This window comes from Corynebacterium sp. KPL2850, assembly GCF_040225855.1.
GTDB lineage: Bacteria > Actinomycetota > Actinomycetes > Mycobacteriales > Mycobacteriaceae > Corynebacterium.
The window spans coordinates 16,858-35,709 of record NZ_JBEHFV010000015.1 but is presented as its reverse complement, the minus strand read 5'-3'; the positions used below and the strand labels follow the sequence as shown (position 1 = coordinate 35,709).

Below are 18,852 nucleotides of genomic sequence, written 5' to 3'. Positions count from 1 at the left end.
ACGTTAGTCCTCGTTTCTGGGAATTCGTGGTGGTGATTGCAGCTCCAGTGGGCGCATTTTCTTCTATGCCGTTTCACTGCACTCTGCGGCTAACGAGAGTCTCTAAAACTCCTTGTCTCCACACCAGTGCCCGCGCTGATGAAGAAGCGATCTCGGAACTCTTCATTATCTTCGTCAGCCCCTGCTTCTTCCCAACACGCAGCCAAAAGATCGTTACCAGAATTGAATCCATAAGCTGCTGACACTGGGTTCAGCCGCTTTGCCAAGCTCTTTAATCGAACGCCTTCTTTTCGCAAGGAGTCCACGACGAGAGTCGCCAAATAATTGAATTCCATTATTTGGGAGGCCAAGTCCTCCACCGTCTTTTCTACTGAGGTTACGGGCAATCCGTCGATATTTTCTATATCCCCGACTTCTATCTCTCGATCGTCATAAATGTGGATATCATTCTGACTGGTTTGTTTCCGCAAAGAAGCCGAGAAAGTCTGTGTATTCGGAATCAAATCACCAATGCTATGGATAAGTGCTGCGGACTCATGAGACACAACGATCTTATTGTCGGCTTCTATACGTTCTACCGCAAATAGATTTGGTTCAAGGGATATCCAAGCTTCCCTGACATCCGTTAATGGACCAAGCTGAACTGAGGGAAGAAGGTAGATGCCCCTGCGTGCGCGCGTTAGGATCTCGCTCCCTGCCAAGCGATTTATGTGGAGGCGAGAAATACCTTCGCGTTGAGCCTGAGCCGTAGTGATAATGCCCCACTGATTTGCCGCTAAGGATTCTAGCCACGCCAGAATTTCTACAGCTTTCATTTCGGCACCGAACCCCTCTACCCTTGGCCTCTTTCTTTACTTGTATCAACCAGAGGGATACAAGTAAAGACGGATTGAGTACCTACGTTGCACAGGCTTGAAAGCAAAAAGCCCGGCTTAAAGCCAGGCTTGAGCTAGGCGATGCTAGAGGCCGGCTTACCCCACAACAGAATTAGCGCCCACGACGGCGTAGCCGAAGAGCTCACGCAAGGTGGAGAACCATGCCTCAACCAGCTGGGAGATGGCCACGGATTCGCTGCCTAAGGAAAGCGCCTCGGTTTCAGAAGTCTCACCCACGATGGCCGCGATGGAGGCATCCTCGTCCACGGCGGAGAGATCGAGGCCGAGGCCGGCAGCATCGGCAAGCGCATTCAGCACCAACTGCCCGCCGTGGATATACACCATCACTGAGTGGGTGCCACCATCATCGGGCGGATAGCAGCCGGGCAGCGATCTTCAAGTCCTCGGTTCCGGAGGTGCGTGGTAGCGGATTTAGTGGAGAAAAGCCGCCTACTAACTCGCCTTTTTGAAGGAAAGGCGGCGGTCCCGCAGAGGCAGGGCGTCCTTCCGGCTTAACTCCGCGATACACAGTGCGATGACAAAACCCACCAAGACGATCAACGAGGACCACGACAACCACATATCAGAATCTGCCTTGGCCAGTGGTGGGAAGAAGAAGAGCCCCAAGACCGGCACAACATAAATGATGCGATTCTGCCCGCGGGCCAGAACGCCTAGCAGTGGCAATACGGCACACAAGACGTAATGGTCCCACAAGATATTGGCGGTAGCCGTAAGAACCGTAAAGATGCCGACGGCAGCAATGCGCCACGGCTCCTGTGACCGCAAAGCGGTAACAATAACCAGCGCAATCAATGCCAGGGCTACAAAAGGCGGAATAAGGCTGGCAACCAGTGAAGGATCATGGACGATGGTGACAAGAATGCTGTCATCTTCAACGCGGTTGGTGCTCAATTGGGAAGCAATCGATCCGTTGACAGGAGCGACCATTATTGCCGCCTTGATGTCCTGAAGGGTATCCCACCAAGAGGTAAACACGTCCCAGCCAGAAACGACGATTGAGTAGAGTACAGCAACGGCTCCTGTCCCGAGTGCTACCAATCCCGCTTTCCGCGCCCGCGGGAAAACCACGCAGATGAGCACGAGAATAATGGGGGTTAGCTTCACTGCAGATACAAGCCCTAGTGCAATTCCCGCGCGCACTGGGTGCACGCGAGCAGCAGCAAGGCCGTAGGCAACTCCCGCAAAAATCAGCGGGCTCGTCTGGCCAAGTAGCAACGATGATTGAAAAGCTACCGATGCCCAGCCCAAGAGGATTCCAAAAAGCAAGGCCATGGTTGGTATCTCTTCTTCAAACCACAAGAACCAGGCGGAGACTATCAGCACCACCAACGCCCAACCGGAAGCAATCGCGAGTAAAATCACGGAGACATCAAAACTCATGACCCGCACGACCAGGCTCATCACATCCGCGAGAAATGGGACGTGAACATAAGGGTGCGGGAACTCAGTGACATCAGAGTGGGCGATGGTGTCTAACCACACATCACCACGTGGCAGTGCGAAATCGCGTTCATCGATTCTATATAGATGCTCCCGATTTCCATCGCGAACGAGCAATCCAGCAATCCATAGCGCACCCCAGTCACCGTAATTCAGTTTTCCGGCAGAAATTGCGGCAACCACGAGGCCAAACACCAGCCCAATACAATGGTGGTACCACCGCAGCACTGTTGATGCGGGCGCGGAGGCTTGATGGCGGGAATGCGCGCTCATGGGACTCCTAATATAAAAATTTCGATTCGAGACAGAGAGAAAGGGCGATGCTCATTGGGCAACGGCCCCGATCACCGAAGATAGTCTAAATGCTCCTCAAGCCCGGCCAAAGCCGGGCTTGAGCTAAGCGGTGACAGGGGCTGGCTTACTCCACAACGGAGTTGGCACCCACGGCGTGACCGAAGAGGTCAGGCAAGGTGGCAGACCATGCCTCAACCAGCTGGGAGATGGCCACGGATTCGCCGCCCAGGGTAAGGGCACCGGTTTCGGTGGTCTCGCCCACGATGGCCGCGGGGATGCCGAGCTCTGCCGCACGGGCAAGCACCTTATCGGCGCGGTCAGCGGTGGTGGCCACGAGCGCGCGGGAAGCGGACTCGGAGAAGGCCGCGGTGAAGGCGTCCTCGTGCACGGCGGTGAGATCGAGGTCGAGGCCGAGGCCGGCGGCATCGGCAAGCGCACCGGCGCGCTTGGCCATCTCAAAGGCGGCGACGGCTAGGCCGCCTTCAGAGACATCGTGTGCGGCGGTAAGCAGATCGTTGCCGTGGAAGAAGCCCGCGAGGCGCTTCTCATTGGCCATGTCCACCTGGGGTGGCAGGCCGTTGAGGCTGTCCTTGTCGGCGCCCTCGGCGCTCACCAGCTGCCAGATGGAACCGCCGAACTCATCCTTGGTCTCGCCCAAGGCGATGAGGACTTCCTTCTCATTGACGGTGCCCAGGTTATTGCCAATGGCCTGGTGCACATCGTCGATAACGCCAAGCACGCCTACGACCGGGGTGGGCAGGATGGGCTCGGAGCCGGTCTGGTTGTAGAAGGAGACGTTGCCGCCGGAGACGGGGATGGACAGTTCCACGGCGGCATCGGCAAGCCCATGCACGGATTCGCGGAATTGCCACATCACGTCCGGGTTTTCCGGCGAACCGTAGTTCAGGCAATTGGTAATCGCGACGGGCTTGGCGCCGGTGACCGCGACGTTGCGGTAGGCCTCCGCCAGGGCCAAGCGCGCGCCCATGTTCGGGTCCAGCTTGGTGTAGCGGCCAGAAGCATCGGCGGAAACGGCGACGCCGCGGCCGGTCTCCTCATCGATGCGCAGCACGCCCGCGTCCGCGTGATGGGACTGGACGGTATTGCCGCGCACGTAGCGGTCGTACTGATTCATGATGAAATCGCGCGAGCACAGCGAAGGCGAAGAGACGAGCTTCTGCAGGGATTCCACCAGGCCGCGCTTGTCCGTGCCCTGGTATTTCTGCAGCTCATCCTGCCACTCGGGGCGGGCGTAAGGGCGCTCGTAGACGGGCGCTTCATCCGCGATGGTGCCAGCCGGCGCATCGACCACGACCTCGCCCTGGTGGCGGATGACCAGGTGGTCACCCTCAGTAACCTCACCGATTTCGGCGCAGGTGACCTCCCAATGCTCACAGATTTCGCGGAACTTCTCCACGTTTTCCGGTGCCACGACGGCGCACATGCGCTCCTGGGACTCGGAGGCGAGGATTTCCGCGGCGGTCATGTTTTCCGCGCGCAGCGGCACGGCATCGAGGTTGACCTCCATGCCGCCATCGCCGGACGCGGCCAGCTCAGAGGTGGCACACGCCAGGCCGGCACCGCCCAAGTCCTGGATGCCCACCACAACACCGGCGTGGTAGAGGTCCAGGCAGCATTCGATAAGCACCTTTTCCGCGAAGGGGTCGCCCACCTGCACGGCAGGAAGCTTGCGCTCCGCGCCGTCTTCAAAGGTATCGGAGGCCAGTACGGATACGCCGCCGATGCCATCCAGGCCGGTGCGGGAACCGAAGAGCATGACCTTATTGCCAGTGCCGGAGGCGAAGGCGAGCTTGAGGTCATCGACCTTGAGCGTGCCCACACACAGGGCGTTGACCAGAGGGTTACCGGCATAAGTCTCGTCAAAGACGGTTTCGCCACCAATATTGGGCAGACCCAAAGAATTGCCATAGCCGCCCACGCCGGAGACGACGCCGGGTAGCACGCGCTTGGTATCGGGGGCATCGGCAGGCCCAAAGCGCAGCTGATCCATCACGGCAATCGGGCGCGCACCCATGGCCATGATGTCGCGGACGATGCCGCCCACGCCGGTGGCCGCGCCTTGGTAGGGCTCCACGTAGGAGGGGTGGTTGTGCGATTCCACGCGGAAGGTCACCGCATTGCCATCGCCGATGTCCACCACGCCGGCGTTTTCACCAATGCCGGCGAGGATCTTCTCCCCCATCTCCTCCGTCATGGTCTCACCAAAGTAGCGCAGGTGCGTCTTGGAGGACTTATAGGAGCAGTGCTCGGACCACATCACGGAGTACATGGTCAGCTCCGCGTCGGTGGGGCGCCGGCCCAGAATATCGTGGATGCGCTGGTATTCGTCATCCTTCAGGCCGAGCTCAACGTACGGCTGCTGCTCATCCGGGGTGGACTGCGCCTTGTCTACGGTGTCATTAGAAACGGTCATGTAGGTGGCCTCCTTAAACCGCCGGCGCTTCCGCGACGGCCTTGATGGCGGATACGAATAGTCCCAATCCGTCGGTGGATGGGCCGGTCAGCGGGTCAATGGCGTGCTCGGGGTGCGGCATGAGGCCCACAATCCGGCCGGTCTCATCGCTTACCCCAGCAATGCCATTGATGGAGCCGTTGTAATTATCGGTATAGCGGAAGACCACGCGGCCTTCGCCCTCGATGCGGGCGATATCGTCATCGCCTGCTTGGAAGCGGCCCTCACCGTGCTTGGCGGGCACCAAAATCTTTTGACCCTTTTCAAACTCGCTGGTCCAGGCCGTGGTGGAGTGCTCCACCTCCAGGTAAGTATCGGTGCAATGAAAATGCAGGCCCTTATTCCGGGTCAATGCGCCCGGTAAGAGGCCTGCTTCAGTCAAGATTTGGAAACCATTGCAAATGCCGAGCACCGGCATTCCCGCCTTGGCGCGGTCGATGACGCTGCGCATGACGGGGGCGAGCGCCGAAATAGCGCCCGAGCGCAGGTAGTCACCATAGGAAAAACCGCCCGGCACGACTACCGCGTCCACGCCGTGCAGATCAGCATCTGCGTGCCAGAGGTTAATGACCTCGGCGCCGGCGGTGCGGGCCGCGCGGGCGGCATCCACATCATCCAGGGTGCCGGGGAAGGTGATTACTCCGATTTTTGCGGTCACTTACTTGACCTCCAGCTGCGTAACCTCGTAGTCCTCGATGACGGTATTAGCCAGCAGCGTTTCTGCCACCTTATCCAGTTCCTCTGCGGTAACGGAATCATCTACCTCGAGTTCGAAGCGCTTTCCTTGGCGCACATCGCTGACACCGGATACTCCGATGCGACCCAATGCGCGGACGACAGCTTGGCCCTGCGGATCCAGAATTTCCGCCTTGGGCATGACATTGACAACTACACGAGCCATGAAATTTTTGCCTTACTGTATGGGGCTTAGGTCTGCCCGATTCAGTGTAGTCATACCCCCGCCCAATCCCTAGATATACCCCCACTGCAGGGTTTTCACCCCGGTAATGCAAACTCCGCGTAAATTACGACCAACAGGAAAACGAATTTTGCGCGGCACCCAGGTTTCACCGCCTGCTCGCGCACAACCCACCGATTGCGACCCTGGGTACACCGATTGTTCAGCGAGTAAAAATATAAGGCGTCCATGACAACTTTCTCTATGATTAAGGTGACTTCTATGGCTCTTCGCCGCCTTGGCAGGGTAGCCCTCGCTGCCAGTTTCTCCACCCTCTCCCTATCCGTCGCGGTGCCTACCGCCTTGGCCGCCCCGGATAATTCCACCGCGGTCATCTCTGAGGTCTACGGCGGTGGCGGAAATAAGGGTGCGAGCTTTTCCAATGATTTCATCGAGCTTTATAACCCCACCGATGCTGCAATCGATCTCACCGGCTGGTCCGTGGAGTACTTCGCCTCCAACGGCAATAGCGGCGGAAAGATAACCCTGTCTGGCACCATTGCTCCCCACGGTTACTACCTGGTGCAGGGTGCGGCCGGCAATGGCCAGGCCCAGGCTCTTCCCACCCCGGATGCGCAAGGCAAGGTCAATATGTCCGGCACGAAGGGCTCGGTGCAGCTTGCCGATGCCACCGGCAACACCATTGACCTAGTAGGTTACGGCGCCGCCTCCAAGTCTGAAGGAGCTGCCACCGGCTCGCTGTCTAATGACACCTCTGCTTCCCGCAACGCGGCGGGCGCCGATACCGATGACAACTCCGCAGACTTCACCATCGGTGCACCGTCTCCTACCAACTCTGGCAACGAGTCCCCGGCCCCGCAGCCGGGTGGCTCCGATAATTCCGCAGGTTCTGAGAATCTTCCCGCGCCCGAAGGCATAACCCCGATTGCGGAAATCCAAGGCCCCGGCGATACCTCCCCGCTCGAGGGCCAAAACGTTGCTACCCAGGGCGTTGTCACCGGCGTGTGGAGCGAGGGCGGGCTCAACGGCTTTACCATCCAGACCGGCGGCACCGGCAAAGAAGCCACCGATGCCTCCCAGGCGCTATTTGTCCACATGGGTAAAAAGGGCGCCGATAAATACCCCAGCATCGGTGATTCCGTAGAGGTCACCGGCCAGGTTTCCGAGTATTACGGCGCCACCCAGGTCAGCGCTTCTTCCCTCAAGCAGCTCGATACCGCGCTGGAGGAGGTCACCCCGCTCGCCGTGGATGAGCTGCCCCAGGGCGACAGCGCCCGCGAGTCCTTTGAGCACATGCTCATCCAGCCCGGCACGCACACCGTGACCAATAACTACTCGCTCAACCAATACGGCGAGGTCGGCCTCGCCCCGGGCGATGAGGCCTTCCGCCAGCCTTCCGATGTCCACTCCCCTTCCACCGACCCCAATTCCGATCTGCAAAAACTGGCCAAGGACAACGCGGAAAAGCTCGTTACCTTAGATAATGGCCGCACCCGCGATTATTTAAGGACCGATAAGGACACCCCACTGCCCTATATCGCCCAAGATGGCGGCAAGACCATCAAGTCCCTGCGCACCACCGATACCGTGGAATTCCAGCACCCAGTCATCGTGGGCTACTCCCACGATCAGTGGCGCTTCCAGCCCACCGAGCCGGTCACAGGTGAGACCGCTAGCGCCGATCTCCCCATCTCCTGGGAAGAATCCCGCGATGCGGAGCTGTACGCCGTTGATGACGTCAAGGGCGAATACACCATCGGCGCCTTCAACGTGCTGAATTACTTCACCTCCCTGGGTGAGGAATTCGGTGGCAGCGCCTATACCGACCGCGCGGGCAATAAGGTCACCGTCAACCGCGGCAAGACCCGCGGCGCCTATACCGAATCCGCGTTAAAGGACCAAGAGCGCAAGATCGTCGCCGCCATCAATGGCCTGGATGCCGATGTCATTGGCCTTTCCGAAATCGAAGATGGCTACGCCGTAACTGGGGAATTTGGCCAGCGCGATAAGGCGCTGAAACGCCTGACCGAAAAACTCAACGAGGCCGCGGGCACCGAGAAGTGGGCATTCGTTCCCTCCCCGTCCAAGGAGCAAGTCCCTGAGCACCCCGATGTTATCCGCACCGCGTTCATCTACCACAAGGACGTGGTCAAGCCCGTAGGCGAATCCCGCATCTTCCAGGATCCGCGCTTTTCCGGCACCGCCCGCGAGCCGCTGGCCCAAGAATTCCAGCCGCTCAATAGCGATGACGAGTCCTTCGTCGCCGTGGCCAACCACTTCAAGTCCAAGGGCTCGGTGGCCAAGGGCGATGAGGATTCCGGCGATGGCCAGGGCAATAACCCCAACGTCCGCAATGCCCAGGCCCAGGCCGTGCTCGATGCCCTGCACAAGCAGGACGATTGGAAGGATAAGCCGCTTTTCGCCCTGGGTGATTTCAATACCTACACCCACGAAACCGCGCTCGATGTCTTCCGCAATGATGGTTTTACCGTGCCTGCGGAAAAGTACGGCGCCGATACCTCCTACCAGTTCGGCGGCCTGCTCGGCACCTTGGACCACGTCCTAGCCAATGAGGTTGCTTCGGGCGCGCTTGACGATGCCCAAGTGTGGAACATCAACGCCGACGAACCCGTTGCCTTTGAGTACTCCCGCCGCAACTACAACGCCGTGGATTTCTACGACGACTCCCCGTTCCGCGCCTCCGACCACGACCCTGTCAAGGTCGGTTTCACCCTGGGTGAGGATGAATCCACCGACGACGGCGATCAGGGCAACGATGCCAACCAAGACGACAATACCGATGGCCCAGGCTTCGGGTTCGGCTCTAGCTCACTTGGCACCGGCGCCATTATCGGCTTCGCCATCCTGGCTGGCCTGCTTGCCATCCCCGGCTTCATGGCTGCCACCGGCAACCTGCAGAAGATCATCCCCGCTGGCATCTGGGGCATGCTCCCCCAGCAGGCGAAGGACTTCATCAACGGCCTAAGCAAGTAGGAGCGCCTACTCGTATAAGCCCATCTCGTCAGAGAGCACCGCGAGCTCGTCAGCCGCAGCACGCTGCTCAAGGTCTCTCTGGCGTTTATAGCCCTGCACGCTGGAGGCATACAGATGGCGGTAGGCGCCTTCTGTATGCCCCTTCAAGGTTCCCTCATCCATGAGCTCGATGACACGCGGCCGAGAGACATTCAGAAAGTCTGCCGCCTGTTGCGTTGTTAGTTCATCTGTTCGTTTCATGTGATCTACTATAAGGCGTCAACCGAACTAACGCGGCAGGTAAATGCTGTAATCAGCGGGAGTAGCGCCCGCGTCGAGGGCGCGGCGAGCAGCCTTTACAAAGTCCTTAATGACCTTGCGGTCATCCAGGTTGCGAGCGGATATGGAAAGGCGCACGGTATTGCCGCGCTGGGCGGAGCGCTCTGCCGCGCGGATAATGTTTTTGCGCCACCACTTGGCGGAACCAAAGCCCTCACCAAAAGAAAGGTTGCGGGCTTGGTGGAATTTCCCGGTCGGCACCTCCAGGATTCCACGGGTAGAAGCTGCCGCTTCAAAGGGGAATTTGGGCAGGACCTGCAAAGTTCCAGGAGACATGCGCCAGCGCGGGGGCGCGAAGATGGTTGGTTCGAAACCAATCCGCGCCATCTGCCGGGTCGCACCGGCTAGGCGCAGCTTCGCCTCGTGGGAATTGAGATTGGCAAACTCCGCGCGGCGGCCTTGGACTGCCTGGTCAAAACCATTGAGGATAAGCGGACGGCCCGCGGCCGCCTGATCCTTCAGCCACTGTTGAGTGTCCTTGTCCTTGGCCAGGTGCCAATTGCCATCAATGTGCGGGGCGATGAGCAGGGAGACGGGAATTTCCTCCCGGTCCAGAACCGACAGGAAGCTTGTAGCCTGCTTCCGAGTGTCCTCAAAAATACTGGAGATAGAAACCAGAAGGTGGCTAGTCATAGCTCAAATTATCGCACAGTACCGCCAGATCCGCGCGCTGGCCAGAACGCAGGCCAGGGTGCCGGCCAGCGCGTGACCGTGCTGCGCGGTTATTCCGTAAGACCGGTGGCCTTATTGATGGTCCAGGCGTATTCGAAGGCGTTTTGGCGCCACTTATCGTAGCGGCCGGATACGCCACCATGCCCGGCGGCCATTTCCGTCTTGAGCAGGAACTCGCCGCCGGTGGCGGTAGCGCGCAGCTGCGCAATCCACTTCGCCGGTTCCACATACAGCACGCGGGTATCATTCAGCGAGGTGATAGCCAAGATGTCCGGATAGTCCTTGGCCTCAACATTCTCGTAGGGAGAGTAGGACTTCATGTAGTCGTAGTATTCCGGATCGTGGTACGGATCGCCCCACTCTTCCCACTCGGGAACGGTAAGGGGAAGCTCTGGCATGAGCATCGAGGTCAGCGGGTCCACGAAGGGGACCACGGCTTGGATAGCGGTAAAGCGGTCAGGTGCCATATTCGCCACGGCGCCCATGAGCATGCCGCCGGCGGATCCACCTTCGGCCACCATTTGGTCCGGGGTGGTCACGCGGCGCTCGATGAGGTCATCAGCCACAGCGATGAAATCGGTGAAGGTGTTTTTCTTCTGCAGCATCTTGCCGTCGTCGTACCACTGACGGCCCATCTCGCCGCCGCCGCGCACGTGGGCAACCGCATAAATCATGCCGCGGTCCATGAGCGATAGCCGGGTCGCGGAGAAGTACGGGTCCATGCTGGCCTCGTAGGAGCCGTAGCCATACAGCAGCGTCGGATTGGGTTTGGTGCGGTCCAAGTCAGAACGGTGCACCACGGAGACTGGGATCTTGGTGCCATCGCTGGCGGTCGACCAGATGCGGTAGGCCACGTAATCATCCGGAACATAGCCGCCGGGGACTTCCTGTTCCTTTAGCAGCGTGTACTCGCCGGTATCCACGCGGTAATCAAAAAGCTGCGCGGGCTGGATATAGGACACGTAGTTCACGCGGACTACCGGCGCGTCCCATTCCGGGTTGCCGTCCACGGCGACGGTAAAGAGTTCCTCGTTGAAGTTGAGTTCTTCGAATTCCCCGAAGTCATCGCCAACGCGCATGATGGCGGCGCGGCCGATGCCACCGCGGCGGTAGCCCACCACCATGTGGTCGCGGTAGGTGTCCACGCCCTCGATTCGGGTGGTGTCATCGTGTGCCAAAAGCTCCGGCAGTTCGCGCAGGGCGGGAAGATCCTCATCGACCTTGGCATAGCCCACCGCGAAGTTCGGGCCGGTGGCATTGTGGGTGACAATCCAGTAGTCTTCGCCGCCCACCACGGCATGGTCTACGTCGTAGTCAACGCCGGTCTCGCGCGTCCACAGCGGGCGGAATTCGCCTTCTGGGTTGTCCGTATCTAGCACCCAGGCTTCCGAGGTAATCTTCGACCCCACCCCAATGAAGAGGTATTTATCGGAGCGGGCACTGCCGATGCCCACGTTAAAGTGCTCATCCTCCTCATGGAAGACGCGCACATCCGCGGATTGCTCGGTGCCTACCTTATGGCGCCACACCGCATCCGGGCGCCAGGCATCATCCACCGTGGAGTAAAAGATATAGCCGTCGCCTGCCCAGGTAGCGCCGTAGAAAATGCCGGTGAGGTGATCGTCCAGCAGCTCTCCGGTATCGAGGTCCTTAATGGACAGTTCAAAGCGCTCATCGCCAGCGAAGTCCACGGAATAGGCCAAGTAGCGGCCGGAATCTGAGATGGAGGCCGCACCAAGGGCGAAGAAGTCCCTTCCCTCTGCCAGGGCATTGGCGTCCAAGATAATTTCTTCGCCTTCTGGGCTTCCTTCTTCCGGAATCACCGGTGCGGTCCAGGGATCGCTGCCTTCTTCTACCGGGATGCGGCAGGAATAGCCGTAGTTCTTGCCCTCCTCGGAGCGGCCGTAGTACCAGTACTTACCGCGGCGGGCTGGCACGGACATATCGGTTTGTTTAATGCGGGATTTAATCTCTTGGAAGATATTCTCCGTCATCGCATCCAAGTGCCCGGTATGCGCCGCCGTGTAATCGTTTTCGGCATTGAGGTAATCCAGGGTTTCCTGCGATTGCTTATCGCGTAGCCACTCGTAATTATCCACGAATTCGCGGCCGTGAAATTCGCGCTTTACGGGGTGGACTGGGGCTACCGGTGCGGTCGTCTTTTCATCACTCATGCCCTACCACTGTACGCGTCACCGGTTATGCCCCAGCGGCGGGCAACAGCCGTGGGCAACCAGCTAACGCGCGGTTGCCCTATCCGGCCTAGACCGGCCTGGGCGGCTAGGAACGCGGCGCAAGGAAGTCCGCGAAGCGCTCACCCGATAGCTTTTCGTAGGCCTCGATATAGCGCAGGCGGGTGGCGGAAACGACGTCATCGGGAAGCGCGGGCGGGGTGGTCTCAGAGGACTTATCCCAGCCGGAGGCATCAGAAGTCAGCCAATCGCGCACGTACTGCTTATCAAAGGAGGGCTGGACCTCGCCTTCCACGTAGGAATCTGCGGGCCAGTAGCGGGAGGAATCGGGGGTGAGGACTTCATCGGCAAGCACGAGCGTGCCATCCGCATCGAGGCCGAACTCGAATTTGGTATCGGCCAAGATGATGCCCTTCTCCTCCGCCAGCTGGGCTGCCTTGGCGTAAATGCGCAAGGTAGCCGCGCGTAGCTCCTCGGAGCGCTCGCGGCCGAGCTTATCTGCCACGTGTTCGAAAGAGACGTTCTCATCGTGATCGCCCTGCTCCGCCTTCGTAGCAGGGGTGAAAATGGGTTCGGGCAGGCGGGAGGCCTCGACAAGGCCTGCGGGCAGCTCGATGCCACAGACGGTGCCGTCGGCCTGGTATTCCTTCAAGCCGGAGCCGGTAAGGAAACCGCGTGCCACGCACTCAAAGGGCAGCATGTCTAGCTTCTTGACCACCATGGCGCGACCCAAGCATTCTTCCGGAATGCGCTCATCATCAAGCGGTCCCGCGAGGTGGTTGGGAAAGTCAATGGCATCAAAGAAGAACTTCGAGGTGGCCGTGAGAACTCGGCCCTTATCAGGGATGGCCGGTTCCAAGGCAAAGTCGTAGGCGGAGATGCGGTCAGAGACCACCATCAGCAGGGTGGTGTCATCCACATCGTAAATATCGCGGACTTTACCGGAGGCTACATGGGTATAAGAAGAAAGCTCAGGACGCATGGTCTTCATCATAACGCGCGGGCGTGCGCGGGAACGTAAGCCCGCGCACAGCGCTAAAGGATTTCGCCCGGTGTATAAGCCGCGGCCTTGGGGTGCTCGCCCACAAGGGCCTTGATGCGGTTTAGGACCTGGGAGACTTGGGATTCGGCGGCGCCGATGAAGGCGTGCTTATCCTCGAGGACCCTTTCGAGCTCGGCCTCGTCCATGGGCAGGCGGTCATCTGCGGCAAGGCGCTGGACCAAGTCCTGGTTGCCGCCGTTTTCGCGCATATTCAGGGCCACGGCCACGGCGTTTTCCTTGATGACCTCGTGGGCGGTCTCGCGGCCCACCCCGGCGCGCACCGCCGCCATGAGGATGCGGGTGGTGGCGAGGAAGGGCAGGTAGCGCTCCAGCTCGCGGTCGATCATGGCGGGGAAGGCTCCGAATTCATCGAGCACGGTAAGGAAGGTTTCGAATTGGCCGTCGATGGCAAAGAAGGCATCGGGAAGCGCCACGCGTCGCACCACCGAGCAGGAGACATCGCCCTCGTTCCACTGGCTGCCGGCGAGGCCTGCGGCCATGGTGAGGTAGCCACGCAGGATGACCTGCAGGCCGGTCACGCGCTCGCAGGAGCGGGCGTTCATCTTGTGCGGCATGGCAGACGAGCCCACCTGGCCTTCCTTGAAGCCCTCGGTGACGGTCTCGTTGCCGGCCATCAGGCGGATGGTGGTGGCAAGCGATGCCGGGGCGGTGCCCAGGGAGACGAGGCACGAGATGGCATCGAAATCCAGCGAACGCGGGTACACCTGGCCCACGGAGTTGAAGATGCGGCGGAAGCCTAGGTAATCCGCAATATTGGTCTCTAGGGAGGCGAGCTTATCCTCGGAACCGCCCATGAGATCCAGCATGTCCTGCGAGGTACCCATGGGGCCCTTGATGCCGCGCAGCGGGTAGTGCGACAGCAGGTCTTCCACGCGCTCGATGGCCAGCAGCATTTCATCGCCGGCGGTGGCAAAGCGCTTGCCCAGCGTGGTGGCCTGCGCGGCCACGTTGTGCGAGCGCCCGGCCATGACCAGGGATTGGTACTCGGCGGCGTGGCGGCCGATGCGCGAGACCACGGCGATGGCCTTATCCCGGATGATTTCCAGCGAGGTGTGGATCTGCAGCTGCTCCACGTTCTCGGTGAGATCGCGGCTGGTCATGCCCTTGTGGATGTGCTCGTAGCCGGCCAACGCATTGAATTCTTCGATGCGGGCCTTCACATCGTGGCGGGTGACGCGCTCGCGCTCAGCAATGGATTCGAGGTTTACGTCCTCGATAACGGCTTCATACGCGCTAATGGCCTTGGCGGGGATGTCCACGCCCAGGTTCTTCTGGGCGTGCATCACGGCGATCCATAGCTTGCGCTCGAGGATGATTTTATGCTCCGCGCTCCAAATATTGGCAAGCTCCGCAGAAGCATAACGGGAGGACAGGACGTTGGGGATATTCTTCTTCTCAGCCACGTGGCTTATTATTCCATGCCTGCCCTCCCCCGTGGCTACTTGCTAGATAGAAATTTCACCGGCTGCCGCACGCTTGCCGATGTCCCCACGGACAAACCCTCCCGCAAATTCAATGCCCTGGACGGTGGCGTAGGCATTCTCGCGCGCGGCATCTAGCGTGTCGCCCTTGCCCAGCACGTTGAGCACGCGGCCACCATTGCTTTGGAATACCCCATTGGAGCGTTTCGTGCCGGCGTGCAGCACGCGCTCTGGATCCTCGAGGCCCTCGCCCGTGATGGCATCGCCCTTGCGGGGCGAGGCTGGGTATCCCTCTGCCGCCATGACCACGGTGATGGCATAGCCGTCTTCCCACTGAAGGGGTTCGAGTTCTGCCAGCGTGCCAGTGGCGGTGGCGTTGAGCGCTTGCGCCAGCGGGGACTGTAGGAGCGAGAGCACCGCTTGGGTTTCTGGGTCACCAAAGCGACAGTTAAATTCCACCACCGCTGGGCCCTCGTCGCCCCAAGCTAGCCCGGCATAGAGCAGGCCGGAATAGGGGGTGCCGCGGCGCACCATTTCCTTGGCAACCGGGGTACATACCTCGTCGACGATGCGCTGCACGTCGTCCTTGCCCAGCCACGGCAGCGGTGTGTACGCGCCCATGCCGCCGGTATTGGGGCCCTCGTCATTATCGTAGGCGCGCTTGTGGTCCTGAGCGGGCAAGAGCGGCACGACGGTCTCGCCATCGACAAGGCAAAATAGCGATACCTCAGGCCCGTCCAGGAAAGATTCCAAGAGCACCGGATTGCCGGCGCCTAAGACCGCATCTACATGCGCGCGGGCGGCGGCCCGCTCGCCGGTGACTACCACGCCCTTGCCACCTGCCAGCCCATCATCTTTGACCACGAACTGCGGGCCAAAATTATCCAGCGCGGCCTCAATATCGGTATCGCTAGCGCCTGGTAGCACCTGCTGCGCGCGGGCCGTCTTGACCCCAGCGGCTTCCATGACTTCCTTGGCAAAGGCCTTGGAGCCTTCAATTTGGGCCGCGTCCTTATTCGGCCCAAAGACGGCGATGCCTGCTGCGCGCAGCGCATCCGCCACGCCGGCGACCAGCGGCACCTCAGGGCCGATGACCACGAGCTCAGCATTGATCTCACGGGCCAGTTCCACCATGCGTTCTGGATCATCTACCTGGGAGTATTCCGGGTGCAGGGTAGCCAGCGGTTCCATGGCCGCGCTGCCGGGCGCGACGTGGATCTCCGTAGCCTGTGGATCAGCGTGCAGTCCTTTCACGAGGGCGTGTTCACGGCCGCCCGAACCAATTACGAGAATGCGCATGCCCACCATCATAGCTGGGGGTAGCCTGGCAGCTATGGCTTCTGTATTTAGCAAAATCATCACTGGTGACCTACCCGCCCGCTTTGTCTACCGCGATAAGACCTGCGTGGCATTTCTCTCCATCGAGCCGCTGCGCTACGGCCACACCCTGGTCGTGCCCGTAGAGGAAGTGGATAAGTGGACCGACCTGGATCCGCAGACCTGGGCGCACCTGAACGAGGTGGCCCTGGAAATCGGTGAGGCCATCAAGAACGCGTACGACACCCCGCGCACCGGTTACGTCATCGCCGGCTTCGATGTGCCGCACACCCACATCCACCTCTTCCCCACCGAGAAGATGGAAGAGTACGACTTTTCCAAGGCCTATGCCGCCGAGGACACCGACGATGCCGCCATGGATGAGGCGGCCGCGCGCATCCGCCAGCACCTAGGCACCAACGAGGATGGCTACCGCGAGGACTAGTCCTCTGGTTCCTCCAGCGCGGGCAGGCGCACCGTAAAGGTGGTGCCCTGGCCCAACTTGGAGTCCACGCTGATGCTGCCGCCGTGCTGTTCCACCAAGGAATGCACGATGGCAAGGCCCAAACCGGATCCGCCGGTATCGCGCGTGCGCGAGGAATCCGCGCGGTAGAAGCGCTCGAAGATGTGGGCGGCGTCCTCGGACGACATTCCCTTGCCGTCATCGATGACATCCACGAGGATGTCCTTGTTGTCGCGGCGCAACTGCAGGGTGACCGTGGCATCCTCGCCGCCGTGGCGCAGCCCATTGGTAATCAAGTTGAGCAGAACTTGGTGGAGGCGGTCTGCATCGCCATTGACCACGGGGATGGACTGCGCATTATTGACCACCTTGACCTCGCGCTCGGGGAAGGCAGCGCGCGCGGACGATCCCACCGAAAGGGAAAGCTCCAGAAGGTCCACCGGCCGCAGGTCTAGACGCGTTCCTTCCGCGCGGGTAAGCGCAAGCAGATCCTCTACCAGCAGCGACATGCGCTTGGATTCCTTATCGATCTTGGAAAAGACCAGATCGACATCGTTTGTCGCCCCGGAGCGATAGAGCTCCGTGTAACCGCGCAGGCTGGTCAGCGGGGTGCGCAGTTCGTGGGAGGCATCGCCGACAAAGCGGCGCATCTGTTCCTCTTTTTCCTGCGCCGTAACGACCGAGCGCTGCAGGTGGCCCAGCATGATATTGAGCGCGGCGGCCAATTGGCCAACCTCCGTATGCAGCGGCCATTCAGGCACGCGCTTGTCCAAATCACCGGCCGCGATTTCCGATGCCGTCGATTCCACCACCCGCAGCGGCCGCAACGCCCTGCGGATAAACCAGAAGCCCACGCCGGCCATGGCTGCCAAGGCAATCGCTGCAATGGATACCTGCACCATGGCAAGGCCGTGCAGGATCTCCTTTTCATGGGTCATGTCCTTGGCAATGACGGTGATAACGCCATTGGAATCCGCAAAGGCCAGCGCGCGCCACTTGGTGTTATTTTCAATCGAGCCCACCGTCGTGGGGTACCCGCCCAAGGGAACGCCCTCCACGTCCGGGGTGGTGGAGGTGGGACCGGAATAGCGAATCGTGCCATCCGGAAGGTAATTGAGCACCACGTATTCCGTGGGCGGGCGCTTGGTGTGATCACCTAAAAAGAAGTCATTGCCCACATCGCGTGCCCAGGAAGACGACGCTGAGCGCAGTTCGCTATCGACGTTGTTATACAGCACGTTGCGCATGATCGAGTTCACGGCAAAGGACGAACCCGTCAACCCGAGGCCGGAGATGACCACGAGGAGAACCACAAGCCAGGTGCGAAGCGGCATCGCCTGCGGGATCTGCTTGATGTAGTCGCGCTTGGAGCGCTTCTTTTTTCCCTGTCCCTGCTGCGGCAGCTGATCCAGCTGCTCATGCCACTTCTTTGGCGGCTGCTGCGGCTGCTGGGGCTGGGACTGCGCGGTCCTTCCCGCAGCTGGGTTCTCCTGTGAATCTGCCATTATAAAACGTCAGTTTAGGATCGCGGGGTGCGCAGCACATAGCCAACGCCGCGCACGGTGTGGATAAGCTGCGTATCGCCGGTATCGATCTTGCGGCGCAGGTAAGAAATATAGGATTCCACGACGTTGCCATCGCCGCCGAAGTCATAGTGCCAGACATTGTCCAGGATCTTGGACTTGGAGAGCACCACTTCCTTGTTTTGCATGAGGTAGCGCAGGAGGTTGAATTCCGTGGGAGAAAGCTCAATGAGCTCGCCGCCCTTGGTGACCTCGTGGGTATCGTCATTCAAGGTCAGATCGGCATAGCTCATGGTGGCGTCGTTAGAAGACTCCTCGGCGGCACCGCCGCGGCGCATGATCACGCGCAGGCGGGTGATGACCTCTTCAAGGCTAAAGGGTTTGGTGACGTAATCATCTGCGCCGATGGTCAGGCCGTGAATGCGCTGATCCACGCCGTCCTTGGCGGTCAGATACAGCACTGGGCCATCCAGGCCTTCCTGGCGCAGCTTGCCCAAGAGCTCAAAACCGTCCATCCCCGGCATCATGACGTCCAAAATGTAGGCATCCGGGTTGACCTCGCGCGCCACGCGCAGGGCCTCATTGCCCGAGTTGGCGCTGTAGACCTCAAAATTTTGGAACTTCAACGATACCGTCAAAAGCTCCACGATATTCGGCTCGTCATCAACGACGAGGACTTTGGCAAGTTTATTGTCTTCCATGCGTCCTGTAGCTCCTATTACTTCCTGTCATCTGCACACCTGCGTGCGTGCAAGCTTCACTAAACCATCATGGCAAACCCAGTTTCTAGCCTACTGATAAGTTTCTGACTGAAACCTGTGAAAGCAAAAAAGCCACGCTTCCCCTTCCCAACCGTGGAACGGA

16 protein-coding genes are annotated in these 18,852 nt (G+C 60.0%); 2 read left to right on the top strand and 14 right to left on the bottom strand.

What is annotated here, in order from left to right; all coding sequences use genetic code 11:
• Positions 1-89: 89 nt before the first annotated feature.
• The 6 genes from ABRP93_RS06510 to purS form a co-directional block, all read right to left on the bottom strand.
• The gene (locus ABRP93_RS06510; protein WP_349887337.1) at positions 90-815 is read right to left on the bottom strand and encodes a type IV toxin-antitoxin system AbiEi family antitoxin domain-containing protein; all 726 of its coding nucleotides are present in this window, start codon (positions 813-815) and stop codon (positions 90-92) included.
• 156 nt (positions 816-971) lie between these two features.
• Positions 972-1,223: a hypothetical protein gene (locus ABRP93_RS06505; protein WP_349887335.1), complete on the bottom strand. Its 252-nt coding sequence runs from the start codon at positions 1,221-1,223 to the stop codon at positions 972-974.
• A 105-nt stretch (positions 1,224-1,328) separates the two neighbouring features.
• Positions 1,329-2,612 (bottom strand): glycosyltransferase family 87 protein, encoded by a 1,284-nt coding sequence (locus tag ABRP93_RS06500; protein WP_349887333.1) that lies wholly within the window; start codon positions 2,610-2,612, stop codon positions 1,329-1,331.
• Positions 2,613-2,757: 145 nt separating this feature from the next.
• The gene (purL, locus tag ABRP93_RS06495) at positions 2,758-5,067 is read right to left on the bottom strand and encodes a phosphoribosylformylglycinamidine synthase subunit PurL (protein WP_349887332.1); all 2,310 of its coding nucleotides are present in this window, start codon (positions 5,065-5,067) and stop codon (positions 2,758-2,760) included.
• A gap of 13 nt (positions 5,068-5,080) precedes the next feature.
• Positions 5,081-5,764, bottom strand: a complete 684-nt coding sequence (gene purQ / locus ABRP93_RS06490; protein WP_023023855.1) for a phosphoribosylformylglycinamidine synthase subunit PurQ — start codon at positions 5,762-5,764, stop codon at positions 5,081-5,083.
• Positions 5,765-6,007 (bottom strand): phosphoribosylformylglycinamidine synthase subunit PurS, encoded by a 243-nt coding sequence (gene purS / locus ABRP93_RS06485; RefSeq protein WP_005279580.1) that lies wholly within the window; start codon positions 6,005-6,007, stop codon positions 5,765-5,767.
• A gap of 279 nt (positions 6,008-6,286) precedes the next feature.
• Here purS and ABRP93_RS06480 point away from each other — a divergent pair, with 279 nt between their 5' ends.
• Entirely contained in the window at positions 6,287-9,019 is a 2,733-nt protein-coding gene (locus ABRP93_RS06480) for an ExeM/NucH family extracellular endonuclease (RefSeq protein ID WP_349887331.1), read from the top strand.
• Between the two features lie 6 nt (positions 9,020-9,025).
• Here ABRP93_RS06480 and ABRP93_RS06475 read toward each other — a convergent pair whose 3' ends face one another.
• The 6 genes from ABRP93_RS06475 to purD form a co-directional block, all read right to left on the bottom strand.
• Positions 9,026-9,259 carry an excisionase family DNA-binding protein gene (locus ABRP93_RS06475; protein ID WP_349887329.1) on the bottom strand — a complete coding sequence of 78 codons (234 nt, stop codon included), beginning with the start codon at positions 9,257-9,259 and terminating at the stop codon, positions 9,026-9,028.
• 27 nt (positions 9,260-9,286) lie between these two features.
• A complete protein-coding gene (locus tag ABRP93_RS06470; protein WP_349887328.1) occupies positions 9,287-9,970 on the bottom strand; it encodes a DUF2334 domain-containing protein in 684 nt (227 codons plus the stop codon).
• Between the two features lie 89 nt (positions 9,971-10,059).
• Positions 10,060-12,183: a S9 family peptidase gene (locus tag ABRP93_RS06465; RefSeq protein ID WP_023023864.1), complete on the bottom strand. Its 2,124-nt coding sequence runs from the start codon at positions 12,181-12,183 to the stop codon at positions 10,060-10,062.
• Positions 12,184-12,289: 106 nt separating this feature from the next.
• On the bottom strand, positions 12,290-13,183 hold the full coding sequence (locus ABRP93_RS06460) for a phosphoribosylaminoimidazolesuccinocarboxamide synthase (RefSeq protein ID WP_198010514.1): 894 nt from the start codon (positions 13,181-13,183) through the stop codon (positions 12,290-12,292).
• 53 nt (positions 13,184-13,236) lie between these two features.
• Positions 13,237-14,676 carry an adenylosuccinate lyase gene (gene purB, locus ABRP93_RS06455; protein WP_349887358.1) on the bottom strand — a complete coding sequence of 480 codons (1,440 nt, stop codon included), beginning with the start codon at positions 14,674-14,676 and terminating at the stop codon, positions 13,237-13,239.
• A gap of 33 nt (positions 14,677-14,709) precedes the next feature.
• Positions 14,710-15,984 (bottom strand): phosphoribosylamine--glycine ligase, encoded by a 1,275-nt coding sequence (gene purD, locus ABRP93_RS06450; protein WP_349887326.1) that lies wholly within the window; start codon positions 15,982-15,984, stop codon positions 14,710-14,712.
• Between the two features lie 34 nt (positions 15,985-16,018).
• On the opposite strand from purD, the gene ABRP93_RS06445 reads away from it, so the two are divergent.
• Positions 16,019-16,447, top strand: a complete 429-nt coding sequence (locus ABRP93_RS06445; RefSeq protein WP_023023872.1) for an HIT family protein — start codon at positions 16,019-16,021, stop codon at positions 16,445-16,447.
• On the opposite strand, the gene ABRP93_RS06440 is transcribed toward ABRP93_RS06445, so the two are convergent.
• Together ABRP93_RS06440 and ABRP93_RS06435 are read right to left on the bottom strand one after the other, a co-directional pair.
• Positions 16,444-17,970, bottom strand: coding sequence for a sensor histidine kinase (locus tag ABRP93_RS06440; RefSeq protein WP_349887325.1), 1,527 nt, complete (start codon positions 17,968-17,970; stop codon positions 16,444-16,446). The two genes, ABRP93_RS06445 and ABRP93_RS06440, sit on opposite strands and share 4 nt — an antisense overlap.
• Before the next feature lie 14 nt (positions 17,971-17,984).
• Complete coding sequence (locus ABRP93_RS06435; protein ID WP_005279568.1) at positions 17,985-18,689, bottom strand: response regulator transcription factor; 705 nt, start codon at positions 18,687-18,689, stop codon at positions 17,985-17,987.
• Between the last annotated feature and the right edge of the window lie 163 nt (positions 18,690-18,852).